We start from the raw sequence: 22,585 nt of genomic DNA, 5'->3' as shown, positions 1-22,585 counted from the left end.
GGGGTTTCCAGGAGTGCGGCGATGCGCCGGAGCTTGTTGAGGACGGACCGGCGCGCGGCCTCGGTGGGGTGCGCCGTGAAGACGGGGCGCACGTTGAGGTTGCGGACGGTTTCGCGCAGGTGGTCGGGGTCGGCGTCCTTGAGGCGGTCGGCGGTGCGGGAGAGCAGGCCGCCCTCGGCGGCGCGCTTGGCGCGCAGTTCACGGCCTCGGTGCACCTGTTCGGTGACGTTGGCCAGGTGGAAGTAGGTGGAGAAGGCGCGCACCAGCTTGGCGGCGGTCTGAAGTTCGGTTCCGCGCAGCAGTTCCGCGGCGGCATCGCCGTCCTCGCGGGTCAGCCTGCGAACCCTTTCGACCAGCTCCAGGAGTTCGGGGCCCTCCTGGCGGACGAGGGTCTCACCGAGCAGGTCGCCCAGTCGGCGGATGTCGGCGCGCAGTTCACTGCTGGTCGTCGTCTGGTCGTCGGCACTGCTCACAGGTGCGGCTCCTTGCAGTGTTGAAGCTCATCCGGAGGGGGACCCGGATGGGTGCCGTGCGCGGCGGGTGCCGCATACGGGACGGGCATCCGGGAAGAAATCAGAGCGGACCGCGCTGTCCGACCGACTCCAAGGATAGGTGGCGATGCGGACGCGCTGGCTCTCGGGCTCTTGCCGCCGGGCGACGCACTGCCATACTTACGACGCCGTAGGTTACGGAACCGTAGGTCTCCCGTCAGGTGCCGGGAGCACACCGGTGCCGTATCCGGGCATTTGTCTTGACCCTCGACCCCACAGGGGACGCCCCATGACCACAAGCTCCGATGTGATCGAAGACGCCCCGAAGGCGAACGACGACTCTTCGCTGCCCTCCGCGACGCTGGGTGGCGAGCAGAAGCGCTCGATCGAGCAGATCACGCTGCTGCTGTTCATCACCGTCCCGTTCCTGGCGCTTCTCGCGGCGGTGCCGCTGGCGTGGGGATGGGGGGTGAGCTGGCTCGATGTGGGCCTGCTGGTCTTCTTCTACTTCCTGGGCTGTCACGGCATCACGGTCGGTTTCCACCGTCACTTCACGCACGGCTCGTTCAAGGCGAAGCGGCCCTTGAAGATCGCGCTGGCGATCGCGGGGTCGATGGCCGTGGAGGGGCCGCTGGTGCGCTGGGTGGCCGACCACCGCAAGCACCACAAGTTCTCCGACGCGGAGGGCGACCCGCACTCCCCGTGGCGGTACGGGGAGACGGTTCCGGCGCTGATGAAGGGCCTGTGGTGGGCCCATGTCGGCTGGATGTTCGACGAGGAGCAGACACCGCAGGACAAGTACGCCCCGGACCTGATCAAGGACCCGGCGATGCGGGCGATCTCCCGCCAGTTCGTGCTGTGGACGACCCTGTCGCTGGTGCTGCCGGCGCTGATCGGCGGGCTGGTGACGATGTCGTGGTGGGGTGCGTTCACCGCGTTCTTCTGGGGGTCGCTCGTCCGGGTGGCGTTGCTGCACCACGTGACGTGGTCGATCAACTCGATCTGCCACGCGGTGGGCAAGCGGCCGTTCAAGTCGCGGGACCGTTCGGGCAACGTGTGGTGGCTGGCGATCCTGTCGTGCGGGGAGTCCTGGCACAACCTGCACCACGCGGACCCGACGTCGGCGCGGCACGGGGTGGAGCGGGGCCAGCTGGATTCCTCGGCGCGGATCATCCGCTGGTTCGAGCGGCTGGGCTGGGCCTACGACGTGCGCTGGCCGTCACGCTCGCGTATCGATTCGCGTCGCCACAGTGACGGGAGTGGCTCCCGACGCGGGAAGGTGACCGCCGGCACGGCATGATGGCGGTGTGGCGACCGACTCCAGCACCCCCAGCAGCGACAAGCCGCGGCGCGCACGCCGTACCCGGATGACCGGTGCGGAGCGCCGCCAGCAGTTGCTGGAGATCGGTCGCACGCTGTTCGCCGCGAAGGGGTTCGAGGGCACGTCGGTGGAGGAGATCGCGGCGAAGGCCGGGGTCTCCAAGCCGGTGGTGTACGAGCACTTCGGCGGCAAGGAGGGGCTGTACGCGGTGGTGGTGGACCGCGAGATGCGGCGCCTGCTGGACATGGTGACCAGCTCCCTGACCGCCGGGCACCCGCGTGAGCTGTGCGAGCAGGCCGCGTTCGCCCTGCTGGACTACATCGAGGAGTACACGGACGGTTTCCGGATCCTGGTCCGGGACTCGCCCATCCCGCAGTCGACGGGTTCCTTCGCGTCGCTGATCTCGGACATCGCGACGCAGGTGGAGGACATTCTGGGCCGCGAGTTCAAGAGCCGCGGCTTCGACCCGAAGCTGGCGCCGCTGTACGCGCAGGCGCTGGTGGGGATGGTGGCGCTGACGGGGCAGTGGTGGCTGGACGTGCGCCGGCCGAAGAAGGCGGAGGTCGCCGCGCATCTGGTGAACCTGGCGTGGCACGGGCTGGACGGGCTGGAGCAGAAGCCGCGGCTGATAGGTCACCGTAAGAGCTGAGGGCGGGTGGGCGGTCAGCGGCGGGTGATCGCTTCGCCGATGGTGAAGCCCTGGGCGGGGCCGAAGGGGATGATGACGTCCGTGCCGTACAGGACACGATGCTCGTCCACATACGCCCTTCTTCCGGTTCGGCGCAGTCAGGACGAGCACGGCGCCCCCCTCGTCGAAGTCGTCGACGATGACGTGGATGGGGCTACCTGCCCGCGCGTACTCGCGGCGCCTGCGCACTCGGTCACGCTCGATGTTCTGGCGACCGGGTGAGACGACCCCGAACACCACGGAAACGTGCGCGGCCTCGATGCCGAGGTCGTCCTCGTCGGAGATCTCGTCCGCGTCCGAAGGGGCGACGAAGAGGTCAGGGACCCAATCCTTGGGCCGGTGGATGACGTTACCGTCGTGCCACACTGCGTGTTCGCCGTCTCCGAGCACCTCCTCCATGAGTCTGGGCGCGGGCGCCACTGCGGCACACGCGACACCCGAACGCTATGGACGCGAAACCCCCGGTGACGCCCGTACCGCAACTGATCATCCGAACGAGTGATCATCTACTCAAGGGGCTCCAGGAACTCCAGCCGGTTCCCCACCGGATCCTCCGAGTAGAAGCGCCGGTGTCCCGGCAGGTTGTCGTCCCAGGTGACCGGCGCCCCGTGGGCGGCGAGCCGCGCCGCGTACGCCTCGATGCCCGTGACCCGCAGCCCCGGGTGGGCTTTCTTCGCGGGGCGGAAATCATCCTCGATGCCCAGATGGAGCTGCACGGCACCCGCCTGGAACCAGCAGCCGCCGCGCGCGGCGAGCACCGGCGGCTTCGGGATCTCCGTCATGCCGAGGACGTCCACGTAGTACGCACGCAGCCGGTCCTCGGAGCCGGGCGGGGCGGCGAGCTGGACGTGGTCGACGGCGGTCAGCATCAGATCAGGCCCCTTTCGTGGCGACGGCGAAGATGCGGCGGAACGGGAACACGGTGCCGTGCTCGGTCGCCGGGTACGCCTCGCGCAGGACCGTCCGGTAGTCGGCGACGAACTCCTCCGCCTCCTCCCCCAGCTCGGTGAGGACGGGCCGCAGCCCGGTGCCCTTCACCCAGTCGAGGACCGGGTCCTCGCCCTGCAGCAGATGCAGATACGTGGTCTCCCAGACGTCCGCCGCGCAGCCGAGCGCGGTGAGGTGGTGCAGGTACGCCTCGGGGGTGAGGACCGCGTCGTCGTGGCGCAGGGTTTGGGCGAGGCGGTCCTTCCAGCGGGGCGAGTGGGCGAGTTCGCGCATCAGCCGGTGGCTGGGGGAGGCGAAGTTGCCGGGGACCTGGAAGGCGAAGGTGCCGCCCGGCTTGAGGGCTCTGACCCACTCGGCGAACCGCCCGGCGTGTCCGGGTACCCACTGCAGGGTGGCGTTGCTGACGATCAGGTCGTACGGCTCCTGCGGCGTCCAGGTGCGGGCGTCGGCGTGCGCGAAGTCCAGGCGGCCGCCGCCGGGTGTGGGGCCCGCGTAGGCGTCGGTCTTCGCGAGCATCTCCGAGGAGTTGTCGTAGCCGGTGATGTGCGCGGTGGGCCAGCGGTCGGCGAGCAGGGCGGTGACGTTGCCGGGGCCGCAGCCGAGGTCGGCGATGCGGGGCGGGTTACCGGGCAGGCCGGGCACGCGGGAGAGCAGGTCGGTGAAGGGGCGGGCGCGGTGGTCGGCGTGGCGGAGGTACTGGGCCGGGTCCCAGGTCGGTTCGTTCGGCTTGGTCATGCCTCTCACTCTCCTCGGCCACTTATCTCGATGTCAAGATATTCGGTATCAAGAGACTTCACGTCGACACAACCACTACACTGATCGCATGGAGGACGAGGTCGATCGGCTGGTCGCGGCGTGGCGCAGGGAACGTCCGGACCTCGACGTGGAACCGCTCGAGGTGCTCAGCCGGGTCAGCAGACTGGCCCGGCATCTGGACCGCGCACGCCGACTGGCGTTCTCGGAGCACGGCCTGGAGCCCTGGGAGTTCGACGTCCTCACCGCGCTCCGCCGGGCCGGCAACCCCTACCAGCTCTCCCCCGGCCAGTTGCTCACCCAGACGCTGGTCACCTCCGGCACGATGACGAACCGCATCGACCGCCTGGCGAAGAAGGGCCTGGTCGAGCGGCTCCCGGACCCCAGCGACCGCCGGGGCGTGCTGGTGCGGCTCACGGACGAGGGCCGGGACCGGGCCGACCAGGCCCTCGCCGGACTCCTCGACCAGGAGCGCGCGATCCTCTCCGAGCTGAGCTCGGCCCAGCGCGGTGAGCTGGCGGCGCTGCTACGCCAGCTGACCGCCCCGTTCGACAACATCCCCGGCTAGGTCGACCGGCCCTACCCCGGCGCGGCGCGCCAGGGCGACGGCGGCGAGGGTCGAGTGGACGCCCAGCTTCCCCAGCACGTTCTGCATGTGCGTGCGGACGGTGTGCGGGGACAGGAACAGCCGCTCGGCGACCGCCTTGCGGCCGAGTCCGGCGACCATGCACCGCAGCACCTCCCGCTCCCGGGGCGTGAGGGACTCCACCAGGCGCTCGCTCTCGGTGCGGTGCTTGCGGGCCGCGGTCAGCTCCCGCAGCACCCCGGTGAGCAGGGCGGGCGGCAGGTGCGTCTCGTCCCGCAGGACGCCGCGGATGACCGTGAGCAGCCGCTGCAGCGAGCAGTCCTTCGCGACCCAGCCGGAGGCGCCGGCCTGCAGGGCGAGGGCGGCGCGGCGCGGGTCGTCCTTCTCGGCGAGGACGACGGTCCGCACGTTCGGCTGGCCGGAGCGGACGCCGGCGACGAGGGAGAGGCCGTCGACGAGCCCGTCCTCGTCGCCCTCCTGGACGGGGACCGCCGGGCGTGAGCCGGGGACGTTGCCCCCGAGGTCCGCGTCGACGAGCATCACGTCGAATCTGCGGCCCTCCGCGGCAGCCCGCTCCAGGCAGCGCAGCGCGGCCGGGCCGCTGCCGGCCGCGGACACGTCGACGTCCGGTTCGGCCGCCAGGGCGGCGGCGAGGGACTCGGCGAAGATGCGGTGATCGTCGACGACCAGAACTCGGATGCGAACCACTGACACCCCCACTGTTCGGGGGACAGCCGGGCGCGGATACGGCGCCCGGAGCGCTCCCCGGATTTTCACCTGGGACGGGTAAGGCAGCGGCACGGCCGCCGCCGTGCTGGAACTGCTACCCCCGCCTCGGGCGTCGTACCCGACTGTCTCGCCCCCTGATCAGCACCGGCCCCCACCGGCGCTGTTTCCCAGGGTAGGGCCGCCGGCCTGGAGCGGAAGGAGATTTGCAGAACTGGTCGGCCGACGCGTTTATGGTGAGGCGCATGTTTCGTATCGAGACAGAAGTCGACAAGGAGCGGCGGGATCTGCTCCGGGCTCGGCTGCGCGACACGAACACGGCGGCGTCCCCGGTGCTGCGCGCCCTGCGTGGCACCCCGGCGGAGCGTGATGTCCCGCTCCACGTGTGGGCGTTGGACGCGGCGGGGGAGGTGGCGGGCGGGCTGGTCGGGCACACCTGGACGACGTGGCTGCACGTCGCGTACCTGTGGGTGGACGAGCGCCACCGCGGCGCGGGCCTCGGCACGCGGCTGCTGGCGCAGGCGGAGCGGACGGCCCACGAGGAGCGCGGCTGCACGGCGTGCCGCCTGGAGACGTGGGACTTCCAGGCGCCGGAGTTCTACCGGAAACAGGGGTACGAGGTGGTGTGCGTGATCCCCGACTATCCGCCGGGGATCACGGAGTACACGCTGACGAAGCGGCTGGACTGAGCCGGGACGGGATCAGCTCAGGCGACGCGCCCCCGCCGACGGCACCGCCGGGAACACCCGCGGTGCCGTGAACCCGGCGGCGGCGAACGCCTCCTCGATCGCCTTGGTGATCGTGTCCGTGTCCGACGCCTCCGTCAGCACGATCGCCGAGCCGCCGAAGCCGCCGCCCGTCATCCGGGCCCCCAGCGCGCCGGCGGCGTTCGCGGTGTCCACCACCAGGTCCAGCTCCGGGCAGGAGATCCGCAGGTCGTCCCGGAGGGAGAGGTGGCCGTCGGTCAGGACCGGGCCGATCGCGCGGGCCCCGCCCGCGTCCAGCAGCCGGACGACCTGCTCCACCCGGTGGTCGTCGGAGACGACGTGGCGCACATAGCGGCGCACCCGTTCGTCCGACAGGCGCGCGAGCGCGGAGTCCAGGTCTTCGTACGCCACGTCCCGCAGGTGCGAGACGCCCAGCTGCCGTGCGCCCTCCTCGCAGCCCGCGCGCCGCTCGGCGTACGCCCCGTCGCCCAGCGCGTGCTTCACCCGGGTGTCCACGACCAGCAGCGTCAGGCCCTGGGAGGCCAGGTCGAAGGGGATCTGCCGGAGGGACAGGTCACGGCAGTCCAGGTGCAGTGCGTAGCCGTCCGTCGCGCACGCCGACGCCATCTGGTCCATGATCCCGCAGGGCACGCCCACGAAGTCGTTCTCGGCGCGCTGCGCGATCCTGGCCAGCTCCGGGCCGGTCAGGCCCAGCCCGTACAGGTCGTTGAGCGCGAGGGCGATGACGACCTCCAGCGCCGCCGAGGAGGACAGGCCGGCGCCCGTCGGCACCGTCGAGGACAGATGGACGTCCGCGCCGGTGATCGGGTGCCCCGCTTCGCGCAGCACCCAGACCACGCCCGCCGGGTACGCGGCCCAGCTGGTGTTGGTCAGCGGCTGCAGTTCGTCGACGTGCAGTTCGACGACGGGGCCCTCGATGTCCGCCGAGTGCAGCCGCAGCACGCCGTCGGTGCGCCGCGAGACCGCCGCGACCGCCGTGTGCGGCAGCGCGAGCGGCATCACGAAGCCCTCGTTGAAGTCCGTGTACTCGCCGATCAGGTTGACCCGGCCCGGTGCCGCCCAGACGCCTTCGGGAGCCGTCCCGTAGATCTCCCCGAAGCCCTCGCGCACTCCCACCTACTGCTCCCTTGCGATGTTCTGTGCGAACTGCCACGCGTCCGCGACGATCCCCGCGAGGTCCGCGCGGGACGGATTCCAGCCGAGCTTCTCGCGGGCGGTGGCCGCGGAGGCGACCAGGACCGCCGGGTCGCCGCCCCGGCGCGGGGCCACGACCTCGGGGATCGGGTGCCCGGTGACCTGACGCACCGTCTCGATGACCTCGCGCACCGAGAAGCCGTTGCCGTTGCCGAGGTTGCAGATCAGGTGTTCGCCGGGGCCGGCGGCGTCGAGGGCGAGCAGGTGCGCCTCGGCGAGGTCGGCGACGTGGATGTAGTCGCGGATGCAGGTGCCGTCCGGGGTCGGGTAGTCGTCGCCGAAGATCGAGATCGCCTCTCGCCTGCCCTGCGCGACCTGGAGGACGAGCGGGATGAGGTGGGACTCGGGGTTGTGGCGCTCGCCGTAGGCCCCGTAGGCGCCGGCGACGTTGAAGTAGCGCAGGGAGACGGCGCCCAGGCCGTGTGCGGCCGCCTCGCCGGTGATCATGTGGTCGACGGCGAGCTTGGAGGCGCCGTAGGGGGAGGTCGGCGCGGTCGGGTCGGCCTCGGTGATCGGGGTGTTGACCGGTTCGCCGTAGGTGGCCGCGGTGGAGGAGAAGACGAGCTTGCGCACGCCGGCCTCGCGCATGGCGCCGAGCAGGGCCATGGTGCCGCCGACGTTGTTGTCCCAGTACTTCTCCGGCTTCACGACCGACTCGCCGACCTGCGAGAACGCGGCGAAGTGCAGGACCGCGTCGAAGGAGGCGTCCAGCCACTTGGCGGCGTCGCGGATGTCGCCCTCGATGAAGGAAGCACCGGCCGGCACGCCCTCGCGGAAGCCGGTGGAGAGGTTGTCGAGGACGACGACCTCGTGGCCGGCCTCCAGCAGGTGCTGCGCGACCACGCTGCCCACATAGCCGGCGCCGCCGGTGACCAGGTACTTCCCACTCATGAACTCGCTACCTCTCGCAGTCGCCGGGCCGCGGCCTCCGGCGGCACGTCGTTGATGAACACGTTCATGCCGGACTCGGAACCCGCGAGGAACTTCAGCTTGCCGGAAGTGCGGCGAATGGTGAAAAGCTCGAGGTGGAGCGCGAAGTCGTCCCTGGTCACCCCGTCGAACTCGTCCAGTGTGCCGAACGGCGCCTGGTGCCAGGCGGCGATGTACGGCGTCGGAGGCTCACCTTCGCCGAAGATCCGGTCGAAGCGCTTCAAGAGTTCCAGGTAGACCTTGGGAAACTCTGTGCGTGCCGCCTCGTCGAGCGCGAGCAGGTCGGGGACGCGACGGCGGGGGTAGAGGTGGACCTCGTAGGGCCAGTGCGCGGCGTACGGCACGAACGCCACCCAGTGGTCGCTCTGCAGGACGATCCGCTCGTCGGCGAGTTCACGCTCCAGGACCGCGTCGAACAGGTTCTCCCCGCCGGTCGCCTCCTTGTGGGCGGCCAGCGAACGCAGCATGAGGGCGGTGCGGGGGGTGGTGAAGGGGTACGCGTAGATCTGCCCGTGCGGGTGGCCGAGGGTCACGCCGATCTCCGCGCCGCGGTTCTCGAAGCAGAAGACCTGCTCGACGGCCGGCAGGTGGGAAAGCTCGGCGGTGCGGTCGGTCCAGGCGTCCAGGACCAGGCCCGCCTGCTCCTCGGTCAGGTCGGCGAAGGAGGCGTTGTGGTCGGAGGTGAAGCAGACGACCTCGCAGCGGCCGGAGTCGCCGGCGAGCGAGGGGAAGCGGTTCTCGAAGACGACGACGTCGTACGAGGAGTCCGGGATCTCGCTCAGCCTGCCGTCCCGGGAAGGGCACAGCGGGCACTCGTCGGCCGGCGGGTGGTAGGTGCGGCCCTGGCGGTGCGAGGCGATGGCGACGGAGTCGCCGAGCAGCACGTCCTGGCGGATCTGGGAGGTCGTGACGGTCCGCTCGAGCGGCCGGCGGTCGACTGCGTCCCGCACGACGTCGTCGCGCAGGTCGTAGTAGATGAGCTCACGACCGTCGGCCAGCCGGGTCGAGGTCTTCTTCACGTTCGACTCTCCATTCGAGCCACTCACCCTTCAAACATAACCCAACACACCAAAACACAACTCACCACGGTCGTCAACGTCACAATCCAACAAAGACCATCATCAGAAGTGTTCAAATATCGAACGTGAGGGCGTAGGTTCCGGACTGATTGGTTCACGCAACGAAGCGAGTTCTCATGCAAACCCCCACATATCTGGCAGCCGGGCTACGCCTCCCCACGAACGGGCTCGACTACGCGATCCTCGGGATCTACTTCGCGGTCGTGCTCGGCATCGGCTTCGCCGCCCGCCGCTCGGTGAAGACCAGCCTCGACTTCTTCCTGTCCGGCCGCTCCCTGCCCGCCTGGATCACCGGTCTGGCGTTCATCTCGGCCAACCTGGCCGCCACCGAGATCCTCGGCATGGCCGCCAACAGCGCCCAGTACGGCGCCTACACCGTGCACTGGTACTGGATCGGCGCCATCCCGGCCATGGTGTTCCTGGGCCTGGTGATGATGCCGTTCTACTACGGCTCCAAGGTCCGCTCGGTGCCGGAGTTCCTGCTGCTGCGCTTCGACAAGGGGGCGCACCTGCTGAGCTCGATCCTGTTCGCGTTCGCCGCGATCCTCATCGCGGGCGTGAACCTCTACGCCCTCGCGATCGTCGTGCAGGCGCTCCTGGGCTGGCCGCAGTGGGTGGCGATCGTGGTCGCCGGCTTCTTCGTGCTCGCGTACATCACCCTCGGCGGCCTGTCGTCGGCGATCTACAACGAGGTGCTGCAGTTCTTCGTGATCCTGGCGGCGCTCATCCCGATCACCGTGCTCGGCCTGAAGAAGGTCGGCGGCTGGGGCGGCCTGACCGACAAGCTCACCAAGACCCACGGCCACGACTTCGTCACCGCCTGGGGCGGCACCGGGATCGGGCACACCAACCCGCTCGGCGCCAACTGGCTGACCATCGTCCTCGGCCTCGGCTTCGTGCTGTCCTTCGGCTACTGGACCACCAACTTCGCCGAGGTGCAGCGCGCCCTGTCCGCGAAGAACCTCTCCGCGGCCCAGCGCACCCCGCTGATCGCCGCGTTCCCGAAGATCTTCATCGTGTTCCTGGTGATGATCCCCGGCCTGGTGACCGCCGTCCTGGTCCCGAAGATCGGCATGCCCGGCTCGTCCCTGCAGTACAACGACGCGATCCCGTACCTGATGCAGGAGCTGCTGCCCAACGGCGTCCTCGGCATCGCGGTGACCGGTCTGCTGGCGGCCTTCATGGCGGGCATGGCGGCCAACGTGTCGTCCTTCAACACGGTTTTCACCAACGACATCTGGGCGCGGTACATCGTCAAGGACCGCGAGGACACGTACTACGTCCGCTTCGGCCGCCTCATCACGGCGATCGGCGTGCTGGCGTCGATCGGCACGGCGTTCCTGGCGTCGTCGTTCTCGAACATCATGAGCTACCTGCAGACGCTGTTCTCCTTCTTCAACGTGCCGATGTTCGTGGTGTTCATCGTCGGCATGTTCTGGAGGCGCGCGTCCGCGAAGTCGGGCTTCTGGGGCCTGCTCGCCGGCACGGTGACCGCGATGGTGAACTACTTCGTCATCTACAAGCACGGCATCATCTCCATCCCCTCCGACCAGGGCGCCAACTTCGTCTCCGCGATCGCCGGTTTCGTGGCCGGCGCGGTCGTGATGGTCGCGGTCTCGCTGTTCACCAGGCCGAAGCCGGAGGACCAGCTCCAGGGTCTCGTCTACGGCACCCGGTCGCCGGGCATGGCGGAGCCGCCCTCCGCGGGCGACGACGCCTGGTACCGCAGGCCCGCCCTGCTCGGCTGGGGCGCGGTCGTCCTCGCCGCCGCCTGCTACATCCCGTTCTCGCTCTGACCGCGGAGGATTGACCGACCATGTCCGAGTACTCCGAACACGACGTCCAGCGCCACGTCACCGAGCTGGAAGGCAAGTCCGCCACCGCGGCACGCATCTTCGACCTCCGCCGCATCATCGGCGGCCTGTTCGTTCTCTACGGCGTCATCGTGATGATCGCGGGCTTCACGGCCTCCGACGCGGCGATCCGCAAGGCGGAGGGCGTCAACATCAACCTGTGGACGGGCCTCGGGATGCTGATCCTGGGGCTGCTGTTCCTGCTCTGGCTCAAGCTGAGGCCGATAGCTCCGCCGTCGGCTGCCGAGGTGTCGGAGGAGAGGCCGGAGTAGCGCGCGGCGCGGCTCTGCTCCGCTCGGGAGGTGCCGGGGAACTGCGCGTCGTACGTCGGCTGCGGGACCTCCGCGGCTGGTCGCGCCCGTGCTCACGCGGCGGAGCCGCCGAGTTTCGCAGCCCCGCGCCCCTAGGGGGGCGCACCCCCGGCTACTCGCTTCCGGGCTTGATGGGCCCCGCCCGGTCCAGCAGCCCCGTCCGCGCGGCCAGCGCCGCCGCCTCCAGGCGGGAGCCCACGCCCAGTTTCATCAGAACCCGTTGGACATGGGTGCGGGCCGTGGACGGGGCGATGCCCATACCCGCCGCGATCAGGCGGGTGTCCTCGCCGTCGGCCACCCGGACCAGGACCTCGACCTCCCTCGGGGTCAGCATCTGCAGCAGGCGTTGGCCCTCGTCGTCCGGCTGCGCGGCCGGATTGAGCAGTTCGTCGAACGCGCCCTGCAACAACTGCGGCGCCACGGCCGCCTCGCCCGCCCGCGCCTTCATGATGGCCCGCTCGACGCCCTCGATGCGCTCGTCATGGCGTACGTAACCGGAGGCGCCGGCGGCGAACGCGGCCGCTATCCCGCGCGGACTCGGCACCGGGCCGAGGACCAGCACCGCCACCTGCGGGCGCTCCCGCTTGATGCGCACCACCGGGTCGAAGGCGCCCGGCTCCGCGGGTGCCGCCGTGCCCAGCAGACACACCTCGGGCGCCCTGCTGATCACCAGGTCCGCCGCCCCCGCGGCGGGCGCCGCCGCGGCGAGCACCCGGTGCCCCCGCAGCTTCAGAGCCGAGGCCAACGCCTCGGCGAGCAGTCGGTGGTCATCGACCACCATGAGCCGCACTCCCATCGAGCAACCCCCCAGTCCCCCCCCATGGATGCCCACTATGGATGCCCACTGGCCCGCATGGACAGAAGCCCCCCGGCGCACCCCCCGCCCTTCATGCCCCCGGAAGCTACACGCTTGTTCGACATTGCGCTTCCCCAACCGGCCAGAAGTGCCCCGGATTACCGAAATCCCGCCCAATGGCGCCTGATGAGGGGTACGTGAAAGGCCTCGCACCCGAACAGGAGCGAGGCCTTCGCCGCGCGCCGCGTACGCGCTACTTCGCACCGAAGCCGAGCGCGGTGTACGACTTCTGGTCCTCCGTGAACGGCTTGCTGACCAAGTCCTTGCCGAGGGACAACGATCTTGTTGATGCCGGCCTTGGCATAGACGGCGCCGGTCAGCCAGGAGCCCGCGACGTTGTCGATCTCCTGTCTGTCCTTGATCTGCGGCGCCGGTATCCGGAAGAGCACCTTGGCGCTGGGGTCGGCCGGCACCTTCTCCCGGCCCGAACCGGAGCTGCCGGCGCCGCTTCCCTGACCGCCACCGGCACCGGACGCGGAGCCGCCGCCCGTGGCGCTGCCGGAGGAGCTGTTCGCGTACCAGGCCCCGACACCGACGACCAGCGCGATGGCCGCGACCGCGGCGACGACGATCCACACCGTGGCGCCCGGTCCCCTGCGACCGCCGCCCGGGATGACCTGCGGCGGTACGGGGTCCATCGGCGGATGCTGATAGCCGTAGCCGGGCTGCTGGTTCGGGTGGCCGTAGGCCGGCTGCTGCGGATGCCCGTATCCCGGCTCGGGCGGGGCCGGCGGCTGCGGGTAGCCGTAGCCCGGTCCCTGGGCGGGCGGCGGCTGGGGTGCGCCGAAGCCGCCCGGCGGCGGGGGCTGAGGGGCGCCGAAACCGCTGCCCGGCGGCGGCTGGTGGGGCGGCGGGGGCGGCTGGTGGGGAGGGGGTGGCGGCTGGCTCATGGCGTGAGTACCTCGAGGGACGCGGGAACAGTGGGCGGGGACGGGCGGGTCACGGGCCGCTCACTTGCCGTAGGCCAGCATCAGCTTCTCCTCGGACCGGGTGCCGCCCGTCAGCCGGGTGGTGGAGAGGTAGAGGCGCCCGTCCCCCTCTTCACTGGTGTGTCCCCACGCCCGCGGTGCTCGTTTTCCGCCACGCCGGTGGTCCTCGGGCTGTTCTCGGACGGACCTTTCTATCACTGGGGCCGCCACGAAGAGGGGGCCGGTCCTGCCCCTGTTCCCAAGGGAGGACCGGCCCGTGATGCCCTCGTTACGCCCCTTCACGTGTCTCACTCGGCGCGTGAAGGACTCCCGCCCAACGCCTAGGCGTCCTCCGCGAGTTCCAGCCAGCGCAGCTCCAGCTCCTCACGCTCACCCGCCAACTTCCGGAGTTCAGAGTCGAGTTCGGCCACCTTCTCGAAGTCGGTGGCGTTGTCGGCGATTTGCTGGTGGAGCTTGCCCTCCCGCTCGGCGATCCTGTCCAACTGGCGCTCGATCCGCTGGAGTTCCTTCTTCGCGGCGCGGGCGTCGGCGGCGGACGCCGTCGGCTTGGCCGCCGCGGGTGCGGGGGCGACGGCCGCCGCGGCGGCCTCCTCCATGCGGTGGCGCCGCTCCAGGTACTCGTCGATGCCGCGGGGCAGCATCCGCAGCGTGGCGTCGCCGAGGAGGGCGTACACCTTGTCGGTGGTGCGCTCGATGAAGAAGCGGTCGTGGGAGATCACGATCATCGAGCCGGGCCAGCCGTCGAGGAGGTCCTCGAGCTGGGTGAGGGTCTCGATGTCGAGGTCGTTGGTGGGCTCGTCGAGGAAGAGGACGTTGGGCTCGTCCATGAGCAGGCGCAGCAGCTGCAGCCGCCGCCGCTCACCGCCGGACAGGTCGCCGACCGGCGTCCACTGCTTCTCCTTGGTGAAGCCGAACGTCTCGCACAGCTGCCCGGCGGTCATCTCCCGTCCCTTGCCGAGGTCGACCCGCTCCCGCACCCGCTGCACGGCCTCGAGGACCCGCCAGGTCGGATCGAGTTCGGCGACCTCCTGGGAGAGGTACGCGAGCTTGACGGTCCTGCCCACGGCGATCCGGCCGCCCGCCGGCTGCTGCTCGCCCTCGCTGCGCGCGGCGTCCGCCATGGCGCGCAGCAGGGAGGTCTTGCCGGCGCCGTTCACCCCGACGAGACCGATGCGGTCGCCGGGGCCGAGCTGCCAGGTGACGTGCTTGAGCAGCACCTTCGGGCCGGCCTGGACGGTGACGTCCTCAAGGTCGAACACCGTCTTGCCGAGCCGCGACGACGCGAACTTCATCAGCTCGCTGCTGTCGCGGGGCGGCGGCACGTCCTGGATCAGTTCGTTGGCGGCCTCGACGCGGAAGCGGGGCTTGGAGGTGCGGGCGGGGGCGCCGCGCCGCAGCCACGCCAGCTCCTTCCTGATCAGGTTCTGCCGCTTGGCCTCCTCGGAGGCGGCGATGCGCTCCCGCTCCGCGCGGGCGAAGACGTAGTCGGAGTAGCCGCCCTCGTACTCGTGGACCGTGCCGCGCTGCACGTCCCACATGCGGGTGCACACCTGGTCGAGGAACCAGCGGTCGTGGGTGACACACACCAGCGCGGAGCGGCGCTCGCGCAGGTGCTGGGCGAGCCAGGCGATGCCCTCGACGTCGAGGTGGTTGGTGGGCTCGTCGAGGACGATCAGGTCCTGCTCGGCGATCAGCAGCTTGGCGAGCGCGATACGGCGCCGCTCGCCGCCGGAGAGGGGGCCGATCACGGTGTCGAGCCCCTGGGGGAACCCGGGCAGGTCGAGTCCGCCGAAGAGGCCGGTGAGCACGTCGCGGATCTTCGCGTTGCCCGCCCACTCGTGGTCGGCCATGTCCCGGATGACCTCGTGGCGGACGGTGGCGGCCGGGTCGAGGGAGTCGTGCTGGGTGAGCACCCCGAGGCGGAGCCCGCCGGAGTGGGTGACGCGGCCGGTGTCGGCCTCCTCCAGCTTGGCGAGCATCCGGATCAGGGTGGTCTTGCCGTCGCCGTTGCGCCCGACGACCCCGATCCGGTCCCCTTCGGACACGCCGAGCGAGACGCCGTCCAGCAGGGCACGGGTGCCGTACACCTTGCTGACGTTCTCGACATTGACCAGGTTGACGGCCATTTCACTCCTGACGCGGGGATCGATCAGCCTTCAAGCGTAGGGCCTCCGGGGGAGGGAGCGGGGCGCGCGGTGATCGTCACTCTATGTGGTGACTGGTTCGTGATCGACGGCTACGGCGGGAAGGCAGGCCGCAGGATCGCGTCCATGGGAGGAACCATGATCGCCGAGTCCACCGAGCGGTCTCGCCGGCCGATGCCGCCGATGGACGGTTACACCGTGGATGACCTGTTCACGCTGCCGGATCTCCCGCCGCACACCGAACTGATCGACGGGAGCCTGGTCTTCGTGAGCCCGCGGCGCATCTTCCACGCCGATGCGATCGACCCGCTGGTCAACGGACTGCGGCGGACAGTGCCTACTGGCTGGTGGAAATGGCGGGTCAGGACGACCACCCGGTTGTCCAGGTCTACGAACGCGGTGAGGCGACCGGCGCCTATGCGCTGACCGGCATCCACCACGACCACGTCAAGGTCAGCGTGCCTTACGACATCGACATCGACCTCACCGCCATCGACGACCTCTGAGATCCACCCCTCAGACCACCGTCGCCCCGACCGCCGGCGCCACCGCCACCCGAGCCGAGCTGCACGTTCCGGACGCCACCAGCGCCCCCGCGACCTCCTCCGCAGCGGACGCGTCCCGCGCGAGGAACGCCGTCGTAGGCCCCGACCCCGACACCAGCCCCGCCAGCGCCCCAGCCGCCCGCCCCGCCGCCAGCGTCTCCGCCAGCTCCGGGAACAGGGACAGCGCCGCCGGCTGAAGGTCGTTCGAGAGCGTCGCCGCCAGCGCGCCCGCGTCCCCCTTCGCCAGCGCCTCCAGGAGGTCCTGGGACGCGACCGGCTCGGGGATCCGCACCCCCGCGTTCAGGCGGTCGAACTCCCGGAAGACCGCCGGGGTGGACAGGCCCCGCCCGGCCGTCGCGAACACCCAGTGGAAGGTGCCCCCGACCTCCAGCGCCGTGAGCCTCTCGCCCCGCCCCGTGCCCAGCGCCGCCCCGCCCACCAGGCTGAACGGCACGTCGCTGCCCAACTCGGCGCAGATCTCCAGCAGTTCCTCACGCGGGGCTCCGGCCCCCCACAGCGCGTCGCAGGCCACCAGCGCGCCCGCCCCGTCCGCGCTGCCGCCCGCCATGCCCCCGGCGACCGGGATGTCCTTGGCGATGTGGATGTGCACGGCCGGATCGAGGCCGCGGCGTTCCGCGAGTGCCAGCGCCGCCCGCGCCGCCAGGTTCGTACGGTCGAGCGGTACCTGCTCCGTGTACGGCCCCGAGCAGGTGAGGCTCAGCTCGTCGGCCGGGGTCACCGTGATCTCGTCGTACAGGCCGACGGCCAGGAAGACGTTCGCCAGGTCGTGGAAGCCGTCGGGGCGGGCACCGCCCACCGCGAGCTGCACATTGACCTTGGCCGGGACGCGTACGGTCACGCTCACTTACTCGGACTCCCCTGTCGCATCTTTCGCCGCCTCCGCGATACGCGCGAACTCCTCCACCGTCAGCGACTCGCCGCGCGCCTGCGGTGAGATGCCGGCGGCCACCAGCGCCGCCTCCGCCGCCGGGGCCGACCCCGCCCAACCCGCGAGCGCGGCCCGCAGCGTCTTGCGCCGCTGGGCGAACGCCGCGTCCACGACCGCGAACACCTCGTCCTTCGACGCGGTGGTCTTGATCGGCTCGGTGCGCCGCACCAGCGAGACCAGCCCGCTGTCGACGTTCGGCGCGGGCCAGAAGACGTTGCGCCCGATGGCCCCGGCGCGCTTGACCTCGGCGTACCAGTTGGCCTTCACGGACGGCACCCCGTACACCTTCGACCCGGGTGCGGCGGCGAGCCGGTCGGCGACCTCGGACTGCACCATCACCAGCGTGCGCTCGATGCTCGGGAAGGTGTCGAGCATGTGGAGCAGGACGGGCACGGCGACGTTGTAGGGCAGGTTCGCCACCAGCGCGGTGGGCGCGGGGCCCGGCAGCTCGCGGACGTGCAGCGCGTCGGAGTGCACCAGCGCGAACCGCTCGGCGCGCTCCGGCATGCGCGCCGCGATGGTCGCGGGCAGCGCGGCCGCCAGCACGTCGTCGATCTCGACTGCGGTGACGCGCTCGGCGACCTCCAGCAGCGCCAGCGTCAGCGAGCCGAGCCCGGGTCCCACCTCCACGACGACGTCGTCGGGCCGCACTTCGGCGGTGCGCACGATGCGCCGCACGGTGTTGGCGTCGATGACGAAGTTCTGGCCGCGCTGTTTGGTGGGGCGTACGCCGAGGGCCGCCGCCAGCTCACGGATGTCGGCGGGGCCCAGCAGGGCGTCGGGGGTGGGGCTGCTCACGGGGCAAGCCTACGGGGCGGGACCGAGCCCCTCGGCCGGTGGCACCGTCACCGGTACAGCCGTGACCCGCAGTGCGGCCACGGGCTGGTCCCCTGGCGCGCGTACAGCTTCTTCGCCCGGTACGTCTGCTCCTCCGCGGGGGCGTCCTGCGGCCGGCCCGAGCCGCCGAGACTGCGCCATGTGCGTCGGTCGAACTGGTAGAGGCCGCCGTATGTGCCCGACGGGTCCACCGCGTGGGCGCGGCTGCCGGACTCACAGGCCGCGAGCCCCGTCCAGTTCAGGTTCTCCGCGCCCTCCACCAGGTCCGGGCGCGGCTTGGTGCCGATCCGTACGAGCTGTGTCTGCGGCTCCCGCACCACCTCGTCCCTGACCCGCCGCGGGGTCTCCTTCACGCCGTTGACGGTGCGCAGGGCGTACGTGACCCGGCGCGCGCCCGCCTGCCCGGGGCGTGCGACCACTTCGGTGCCCTTGAGCAGGGTCGGGTCCTTGGTGCGCCGTACGGCGAACGGGATCGGCTCCTCGCGGACCTCCTGGGATCCGGTCACCCGCAGCACGGTCACCGTCTGCCCGTCGTGCGGGAAGCTGTCCGCTGCCACGGACGTCGTGTCCTGCCGGTACAGCACGACCCCGGCCTGGGCGACGGCCTCGCGGACGGTCGCCGCGTTGGTCCGGATGGTGCGCGCCTGTCCGTCCGCCAGGACCGTCACCGTGCGCTCGGTGCGGACGTCCACCTCGAGCCCGTCGCGGCCGATCCCCTGGGAGCGTGAGGTCGACAGGTAGGCGCCCTCCGCGCGCACCCCGAACTGCCGGAGCGCGGCCTCGACGGTGGGCGCCGTCGTCCACACCTCGCGTCGGACGCCGTCGATGGTGAGCCACACGGGGCGGCCGTAGCGCACCGCGACCTCGTCGCCGCCGACGAGCGGTGTTCCGGGCGCGGGGGCGACGAGGTCGCGGTCGCCCACCTTCACGCCCTCCTGGGCGAGCAGTTCGCCGACGTCGGCGGCGAAGGTGTGCAGGGTGCGGGTGCGGCCGTCCACGGTCAGCTCGACGGCCTTGTCGTTGGCGACGAAGGCGGTGGTGCCGCCGGCGAGGAACGCGACGACGAGCGCCTGCGGGATCAGACGGCGCACGGAGTCGGGGCGTGCGCCGCCCTTTCGGCGACGCGCCGCGTGCCGGGCCTGGGCGCGCCCTGAAGGGGGCGGGACGGCGTCCGGCTGGGCGCGCCCTGAGGGGCGGGGGACCGCGTCCGGCTCGGCACGCCCTGAGGGGCGGGGGACCGCGTCCGGCTCGGCACGCCCTGAGGGGCGCGGGACGGCGTCCGGCTCGGCACGCCCTGAGGGGCGCGGGACGGCGTCCGGCAGCCGGCGGGGCGAGCGGACCGTTATCTCCATGGCGCGCGCCGCCGCGCGGGCGCGGGCCTCGTACGCGGGCCGGTACGTGTCCGGGTGGGCGTGACCGGGGGCCTCACGGTCCTCACGGCCCTCGTACGCCCCGAACGGCGAGTACTGCCGGTTGCTCACGACGACACGCTCCAGAGAGGTTCCGACACGGGCGACCAGAACCTAGCGGCTGGCCGTCACTCTCCAAAGCAACGCCGTTACTCGGTGTCGCGACACGGGCCCCGGGCGGACACTCGCCGCCGGGCCGACCCCGGTCGGGCGGTCAGTACCCGAACGCGCGGGCCGTGTTGCGCGCGACGGCCGCCGCCAGCGTGTCCTCCTCGACACCCTTCACCGCGGCCATGGCCCGGACCGTGACCGGGATGAGGTAGGGCGCGTTCGGCCGTCCGCGGTACGGCGCCGGCGTCAGGAACGGCGCGTCGGTCTCCACCAGAACGAGGTCGAGGGGGGCCACGGCGAGGGCGTCGCGCAGGGGCTGGGCATTCTTGAAGGTCACGTTGCCGGCGAACGACATGAAGTACCCGTTCCGCGCACAGACCTCGGCCATCTCGGCGTCACCCGAGTAGCAGTGGAAGACGGTCCGCTCCGGCGCGCCCTCCTCCTTCAGGATGCGCAGCACGTCGGCGTGGGCCTCGCGGTCATGGATCACCAGCGCCTTGCCGTGCCGCTTGGCGATCTCTATGTGGGCGCGGAAGGAACGCTCCTGGGCGGCCTTGCCCTCAGGCCCGGTGCGGAAGTAGTCGAGCCCGGTCTCGCCCACGCCCTTGACCTGCGGCAGAGCGGCGAGACGGTCGATCTCGGCGAGCGCCTCGTCCAGCGCCGCGTCCCCGCCCGGCTCCCGGGCGCCCTGCCGGGACCAGCCGTCGGGGTCGCCGAGCACGATGCGCGGAGCCTCGTTCGGGTGCAGGGCCACGGCCGCGTGCACGGAGTCGTGCGCCGCGGCGGTCTCGGCGGCCCACCGCGAGCCCCGCACATCGCAGCCGACCTGTACGACCGTCGTCACGCCGACCGACGCCGCCTTGGCGAGGCCCTCCTCCACCGTGCCGGACTGCATGTCGAGGTGGGTGTGGGAGTCGGCGACGGGTACGCCGAGGGGCGCGGGAAGCGGTGGCGGCGCGTTCTTGTCAGACTTTTCCGATGTGTCGGACGCTCGGGAAGGCATGCCCCGATCCTACGAAAGGGGCATGCCGCCCCTCGTACGGCAGGAGCCGTCAGCCCGCCCTGCGGTGGTTCTGGAACGGATGGAGCAGGTCCGACAAGTGCCAGTGGTGGCCGTCGGTGTCCTTCGCCTGTGTGGGAGGCGCCTCCCGGTTCCCGCCGTCGACCTGCGGGAGGGGGCCGGGGTGCCGGTGCAGGGAGTTCTGCACGGAGGACACCTGGCCCGGGCGCATGATGCGCACCACGTGGCTGTCGCAGTTCTGGCAGGCCGGGCGGCTCAGCGGAGAGGGGACGACGCGGCCGTTCGCCACGTACATCACGAACTCGTTGCCGTCCGCGTCGAGGTGGTGCTCTATCTCGTACGACTGCTCCCAGCCGTGCCCGCAGCGCATGCACGCGAAGGAATAGGACTCGTGGACGACGGCGGTCGCCGCGCTGCGGTCGGGCTGCCCTGTGACCTGGCCGGCCGCGGTGGCCTGGCCGGTCCGCCCTGATATCTCGCTCATTCCAGCTCCTCTTGTCCATCGGACAAGCGCCCCCCGCGGTGCGGGCTTCCCCCCGGAATCCCGCGCGGTCCCACGGTGGGCGAGGGACGGGTACGTCCCTGTCCCCCAGTGGACGCCCTCACCGGCGAGAGCGGGAGCGGAGCTGTCGAGTGTTGGAGGCGATTTGGACTTTACTTGCCAAACTCACCCGATCGCCCCGCTCCGGCTTTGCCTTCGACGACAGCCCTTTGCCGCCCTATGGGGCGCACGCTCAGGAGAGATGCGCCCTGCTCAGAGGCGGTATGAGCCCCATCACGGGGGCGAGCGGCGACCCCGGCACGCACGGCCAGGACGCCCGCGGAATCCCCGGGGCCGTCCTGGGAGGGGGCCGGGACGCCATTTCCGGCAAGGGGCCGGGCCACCTTTCCGGCGGGGGGCCGGGGCCACCTTTCCGACGGGGCGCCGGAACCACCCTCCCGGCTGCGGGCCCGGACCCACCTTTCCCGCAGCAGACTGGAGCCACTGCCCCGGCCGGGCGCCGGAACCCCCCTCCCGGCTGCGGGCCCGGACCCACCTTTCCCGCAGCAGACTGGAGCCACTGCCCCGGCCGGGCGCCGGGCCCACCTTCCCGGCAAGCGGCCGGGACCACCTTCCCCGGCGGGCGGCCACCGACCGGGCGCCGGGCCCACCTTCCCGGCAAGCGGCCGGGGCCACCTTTCCCGCCGGGCGGCCGGGACCACCTTTCCCGGCAGGCGGCCGGGACCGAGAACCGAAACACCTCCCGGCAGCGATCGCGGAGCGACGACGCTCAGCCCGCCGCGTTCGCGTTCTTCGCCGCCACCACCGCGTCGAAGACCGCCCGCTTCGGCAGGCCCGCCTCCGCCGCGACCGCCGCGATGGCCTCCTTGCGGCGCTCCCCGGCCTCCTCCCGGACGTGCACCCGGCGCACCAGCTCGGCGGCGTCCAGTTCCTCGGGGGCCTTCTCGCCGGCGCCTTCCACCACGACCGTGATCTCGCCCCGTACCCCCTCGGCGGCCCACGCCGCCAGCTCCCGCAGCGGGCCGCGCCTGACCTCCTCGTACGTCTTGGTCAGCTCGCGGCACACGGCGGCCCGCCGCTCGGCCCCGAACACCTCCGCCATCGCGGCGAGCGTGTCGTCCAGCCGGTGCGGGGCCTCGAAGTAGACGAGGGTGCGCCGCTCCTCGGCGACCTCCCGGAGCCGCGACAGCCGCTCACCCGCCTTGCGCGGCAGGAACCCCTCGAAGCAGAACCGGTCCACCGGCAGCCCGGACAGCGCCAGCGCGGTGAGCACGGCGGACGGCCCCGGCACGGCGGTCACCCGGATGTCCTTCTCCACGGCGGCGGCCACCAGGCGGTATCCGGGGTCCGACACGGACGGCATCCCCGCGTCCGTGACGAGCAGCACCCGTGCCCCGCCCGCCAGCGCCTCGACCAGCTCCGGTGTCCGGGCGGACTCGTTGCCCTCGAAGTACGACACGACACGCCCGGCCGGCTGGACGTCCAGCGCCTGGGTGAGCCGGCGCAGCCGGCGCGTGTCCTCGGCGGCGATCACATCGGCGGTGGCCAGTTCCTCGGCGAGCCGCGGCGGCGCGTCCGCGATGTCCCCGATGGGAGTACCGGCGAGGACCAGGGTTCCGGACGTAGTCCCAGAGGCAACTGTCACGTTTCCATCCTCGCAGGCGCCGTCCACGG

Annotated in this window: 23 protein-coding genes and 1 pseudogene; 7 read left to right on the top strand and 17 right to left on the bottom strand. The window is 71.4% G+C overall.

Features of this window, described 5'->3' with window-relative positions:
* The coding region (locus ACFYZJ_RS35945) for a phosphoenolpyruvate carboxylase (RefSeq protein WP_388575616.1) at window positions 1-473 on the bottom strand (473 nt) is incomplete at its 3' end.
* A 307-nt stretch (window positions 474-780) separates the two neighbouring features.
* Between ACFYZJ_RS35945 and ACFYZJ_RS35940 the strand changes: the two genes are divergently transcribed.
* Entirely contained in the window at window positions 781-1,791 is a 1,011-nt protein-coding gene (locus ACFYZJ_RS35940) for an acyl-CoA desaturase (RefSeq protein ID WP_388575614.1), read from the top strand.
* Window positions 1,792-1,858: 67 nt separating this feature from the next.
* Window positions 1,859-2,461, top strand: a complete 603-nt coding sequence (locus ACFYZJ_RS35935; protein ID WP_388575637.1) for a TetR family transcriptional regulator — start codon at window positions 1,859-1,861, stop codon at window positions 2,459-2,461.
* Between the two features lie 545 nt (window positions 2,462-3,006).
* Here ACFYZJ_RS35935 and ACFYZJ_RS35930 read toward each other — a convergent pair.
* Both ACFYZJ_RS35930 and ACFYZJ_RS35925 read right to left on the bottom strand, forming a co-directional pair.
* Window positions 3,007-3,369, bottom strand: coding sequence for a VOC family protein (locus tag ACFYZJ_RS35930; RefSeq protein ID WP_388575611.1), 363 nt, complete (start codon window positions 3,367-3,369; stop codon window positions 3,007-3,009).
* A 4-nt stretch (window positions 3,370-3,373) separates the two neighbouring features.
* A complete protein-coding gene (locus tag ACFYZJ_RS35925) occupies window positions 3,374-4,183 on the bottom strand; it encodes a trans-aconitate 2-methyltransferase (protein WP_388575609.1) in 810 nt (269 codons plus the stop codon).
* An 88-nt stretch (window positions 4,184-4,271) separates the two neighbouring features.
* Between ACFYZJ_RS35925 and tamR the strand changes: the two genes are divergently transcribed.
* Entirely contained in the window at window positions 4,272-4,769 is a 498-nt protein-coding gene (gene tamR / locus ACFYZJ_RS35920; RefSeq protein ID WP_388575606.1) for a MarR family transcriptional regulator TamR, read from the top strand.
* Here the strand turns inward: tamR and ACFYZJ_RS35915 are convergent.
* The gene (locus ACFYZJ_RS35915; protein WP_388575603.1) at window positions 4,728-5,495 is read right to left on the bottom strand and encodes a LuxR C-terminal-related transcriptional regulator; all 768 of its coding nucleotides are present in this window, start codon (window positions 5,493-5,495) and stop codon (window positions 4,728-4,730) included. The two genes, tamR and ACFYZJ_RS35915, sit on opposite strands and share 42 nt — an antisense overlap.
* Before the next feature lie 251 nt (window positions 5,496-5,746).
* On the opposite strand from ACFYZJ_RS35915, the gene ACFYZJ_RS35910 reads away from it, so the two are divergent.
* On the top strand, window positions 5,747-6,202 hold the full coding sequence (locus tag ACFYZJ_RS35910; RefSeq protein ID WP_388575600.1) for a GNAT family N-acetyltransferase: 456 nt from the start codon (window positions 5,747-5,749) through the stop codon (window positions 6,200-6,202).
* Between the two features lie 12 nt (window positions 6,203-6,214).
* Here the strand turns inward: ACFYZJ_RS35910 and galK are convergent, their stop codons facing one another.
* Genes galK through galT form a run of 3 tightly spaced genes read right to left on the bottom strand, consistent with a single transcriptional unit; the run spans window position 6,215 to window position 9,384 of the window.
* Window positions 6,215-7,357, bottom strand: coding sequence for a galactokinase (galK, locus tag ACFYZJ_RS35905; RefSeq protein ID WP_388575598.1), 1,143 nt, complete (start codon window positions 7,355-7,357; stop codon window positions 6,215-6,217).
* Window positions 7,358-8,326 (bottom strand): UDP-glucose 4-epimerase GalE, encoded by a 969-nt coding sequence (galE, locus tag ACFYZJ_RS35900; protein WP_388575595.1) that lies wholly within the window; start codon window positions 8,324-8,326, stop codon window positions 7,358-7,360.
* Window positions 8,323-9,384, bottom strand: a complete 1,062-nt coding sequence (gene galT / locus ACFYZJ_RS35895) for a galactose-1-phosphate uridylyltransferase (protein WP_388575592.1) — start codon at window positions 9,382-9,384, stop codon at window positions 8,323-8,325. Before galT ends, galE begins: the two co-directional genes overlap by 4 nt.
* Window positions 9,385-9,560: 176 nt before the next feature.
* Between galT and ACFYZJ_RS35890 the strand changes: the two genes are divergently transcribed.
* Window positions 9,561-11,240 (top strand): sodium:solute symporter family protein, encoded by a 1,680-nt coding sequence (locus tag ACFYZJ_RS35890; RefSeq protein WP_388575590.1) that lies wholly within the window; start codon window positions 9,561-9,563, stop codon window positions 11,238-11,240.
* A 20-nt stretch (window positions 11,241-11,260) separates the two neighbouring features.
* On the top strand, window positions 11,261-11,569 hold the full coding sequence (locus ACFYZJ_RS35885; RefSeq protein WP_388575587.1) for a hypothetical protein: 309 nt from the start codon (window positions 11,261-11,263) through the stop codon (window positions 11,567-11,569).
* Between the two features lie 151 nt (window positions 11,570-11,720).
* Here ACFYZJ_RS35885 and ACFYZJ_RS35880 read toward each other — a convergent pair whose 3' ends face one another.
* From ACFYZJ_RS35880 to ACFYZJ_RS35865, 4 genes are all read right to left on the bottom strand, one after another.
* Complete coding sequence (locus ACFYZJ_RS35880; RefSeq protein WP_388575584.1) at window positions 11,721-12,404, bottom strand: LuxR C-terminal-related transcriptional regulator; 684 nt, start codon at window positions 12,402-12,404, stop codon at window positions 11,721-11,723.
* Window positions 12,405-12,562: 158 nt separating this feature from the next.
* Entirely contained in the window at window positions 12,563-13,354 is a 792-nt protein-coding gene (locus ACFYZJ_RS35875) for a hypothetical protein (protein ID WP_388575581.1), read from the bottom strand.
* A gap of 60 nt (window positions 13,355-13,414) precedes the next feature.
* The gene (locus tag ACFYZJ_RS35870) at window positions 13,415-13,603 is read right to left on the bottom strand and encodes a hypothetical protein (protein ID WP_388575640.1); all 189 of its coding nucleotides are present in this window, start codon (window positions 13,601-13,603) and stop codon (window positions 13,415-13,417) included.
* A gap of 110 nt (window positions 13,604-13,713) precedes the next feature.
* On the bottom strand, window positions 13,714-15,519 hold the full coding sequence (locus ACFYZJ_RS35865; RefSeq protein ID WP_388575579.1) for an ABC-F family ATP-binding cassette domain-containing protein: 1,806 nt from the start codon (window positions 15,517-15,519) through the stop codon (window positions 13,714-13,716).
* Between the two features lie 156 nt (window positions 15,520-15,675).
* Between ACFYZJ_RS35865 and ACFYZJ_RS35860 the strand changes: the two are divergent.
* Window positions 15,676-16,043 (top strand): annotated as a pseudogene (locus ACFYZJ_RS35860) (hypothetical protein).
* A 10-nt stretch (window positions 16,044-16,053) separates the two neighbouring features.
* Here ACFYZJ_RS35860 and ACFYZJ_RS35855 read toward each other — a convergent pair.
* The 6 genes from ACFYZJ_RS35855 to rsmI all read right to left on the bottom strand — a co-directional run bounded on the left by ACFYZJ_RS35855 (window position 16,054) and on the right by rsmI (window position 22,556).
* Entirely contained in the window at window positions 16,054-16,947 is an 894-nt protein-coding gene (locus tag ACFYZJ_RS35855) for a 4-(cytidine 5'-diphospho)-2-C-methyl-D-erythritol kinase (RefSeq protein WP_388575576.1), read from the bottom strand.
* The gene (gene rsmA, locus ACFYZJ_RS35850) at window positions 16,948-17,829 is read right to left on the bottom strand and encodes a 16S rRNA (adenine(1518)-N(6)/adenine(1519)-N(6))-dimethyltransferase RsmA (RefSeq protein ID WP_388575574.1); all 882 of its coding nucleotides are present in this window, start codon (window positions 17,827-17,829) and stop codon (window positions 16,948-16,950) included.
* A 47-nt stretch (window positions 17,830-17,876) separates the two neighbouring features.
* Window positions 17,877-19,349 (bottom strand): ubiquitin-like domain-containing protein, encoded by a 1,473-nt coding sequence (locus tag ACFYZJ_RS35845; RefSeq protein ID WP_388575571.1) that lies wholly within the window; start codon window positions 19,347-19,349, stop codon window positions 17,877-17,879.
* A gap of 142 nt (window positions 19,350-19,491) precedes the next feature.
* On the bottom strand, window positions 19,492-20,391 hold the full coding sequence (locus ACFYZJ_RS35840; protein ID WP_388575568.1) for a TatD family hydrolase: 900 nt from the start codon (window positions 20,389-20,391) through the stop codon (window positions 19,492-19,494).
* Window positions 20,392-20,440: 49 nt separating this feature from the next.
* The gene (locus ACFYZJ_RS35835) at window positions 20,441-20,893 is read right to left on the bottom strand and encodes a hypothetical protein (RefSeq protein WP_388575566.1); all 453 of its coding nucleotides are present in this window, start codon (window positions 20,891-20,893) and stop codon (window positions 20,441-20,443) included.
* A 787-nt stretch (window positions 20,894-21,680) separates the two neighbouring features.
* On the bottom strand, window positions 21,681-22,556 hold the full coding sequence (gene rsmI / locus ACFYZJ_RS35830) for a 16S rRNA (cytidine(1402)-2'-O)-methyltransferase (RefSeq protein ID WP_388575563.1): 876 nt from the start codon (window positions 22,554-22,556) through the stop codon (window positions 21,681-21,683).
* Window positions 22,557-22,585: the final 29 nt, after the last annotated feature.

The organism is Streptomyces sp. NPDC001848, from assembly GCF_042891915.1.
Classification (GTDB): Bacteria; Actinomycetota; Actinomycetes; order Streptomycetales; family Streptomycetaceae; genus Streptomyces.
The sequence above is the reverse complement of the archived record's forward strand: the minus strand, read 5'-3'. Positions and strand labels throughout refer to the sequence as shown.

Coding starts and splice junctions, on each gene's coding strand:
- ACFYZJ_RS35875 (WP_388575581.1), bottom strand. CDS start 13,354: ATGAGCCAGCCGCCACCCCCTCCCCACCAGCCGCCCCCGCCGCCCCAC.
- ACFYZJ_RS35865 (WP_388575579.1), bottom strand. CDS start 15,519: ATGGCCGTCAACCTGGTCAATGTCGAGAACGTCAGCAAGGTGTACGGC.
- ACFYZJ_RS35885 (WP_388575587.1), top strand. CDS start 11,261: ATGTCCGAGTACTCCGAACACGACGTCCAGCGCCACGTCACCGAGCTG.
- ACFYZJ_RS35890 (WP_388575590.1), top strand. CDS start 9,561: ATGCAAACCCCCACATATCTGGCAGCCGGGCTACGCCTCCCCACGAAC.
- galE (WP_388575595.1), bottom strand. CDS start 8,326: ATGAGTGGGAAGTACCTGGTCACCGGCGGCGCCGGCTATGTGGGCAGC.
- tamR (WP_388575606.1), top strand. CDS start 4,272: ATGGAGGACGAGGTCGATCGGCTGGTCGCGGCGTGGCGCAGGGAACGT.
- ACFYZJ_RS35880 (WP_388575584.1), bottom strand. CDS start 12,404: ATGGGAGTGCGGCTCATGGTGGTCGATGACCACCGACTGCTCGCCGAG.
- ACFYZJ_RS35835 (WP_388575566.1), bottom strand. CDS start 20,893: ATGAGCGAGATATCAGGGCGGACCGGCCAGGCCACCGCGGCCGGCCAG.
- ACFYZJ_RS35935 (WP_388575637.1), top strand. CDS start 1,859: ATGACCGGTGCGGAGCGCCGCCAGCAGTTGCTGGAGATCGGTCGCACG.
- ACFYZJ_RS35930 (WP_388575611.1), bottom strand. CDS start 3,369: ATGCTGACCGCCGTCGACCACGTCCAGCTCGCCGCCCCGCCCGGCTCC.
- ACFYZJ_RS35940 (WP_388575614.1), top strand. CDS start 781: ATGACCACAAGCTCCGATGTGATCGAAGACGCCCCGAAGGCGAACGAC.
- ACFYZJ_RS35840 (WP_388575568.1), bottom strand. CDS start 20,391: ATGCCTTCCCGAGCGTCCGACACATCGGAAAAGTCTGACAAGAACGCG.
- ACFYZJ_RS35910 (WP_388575600.1), top strand. CDS start 5,747: ATGGTGAGGCGCATGTTTCGTATCGAGACAGAAGTCGACAAGGAGCGG.
- ACFYZJ_RS35925 (WP_388575609.1), bottom strand. CDS start 4,183: ATGACCAAGCCGAACGAACCGACCTGGGACCCGGCCCAGTACCTCCGC.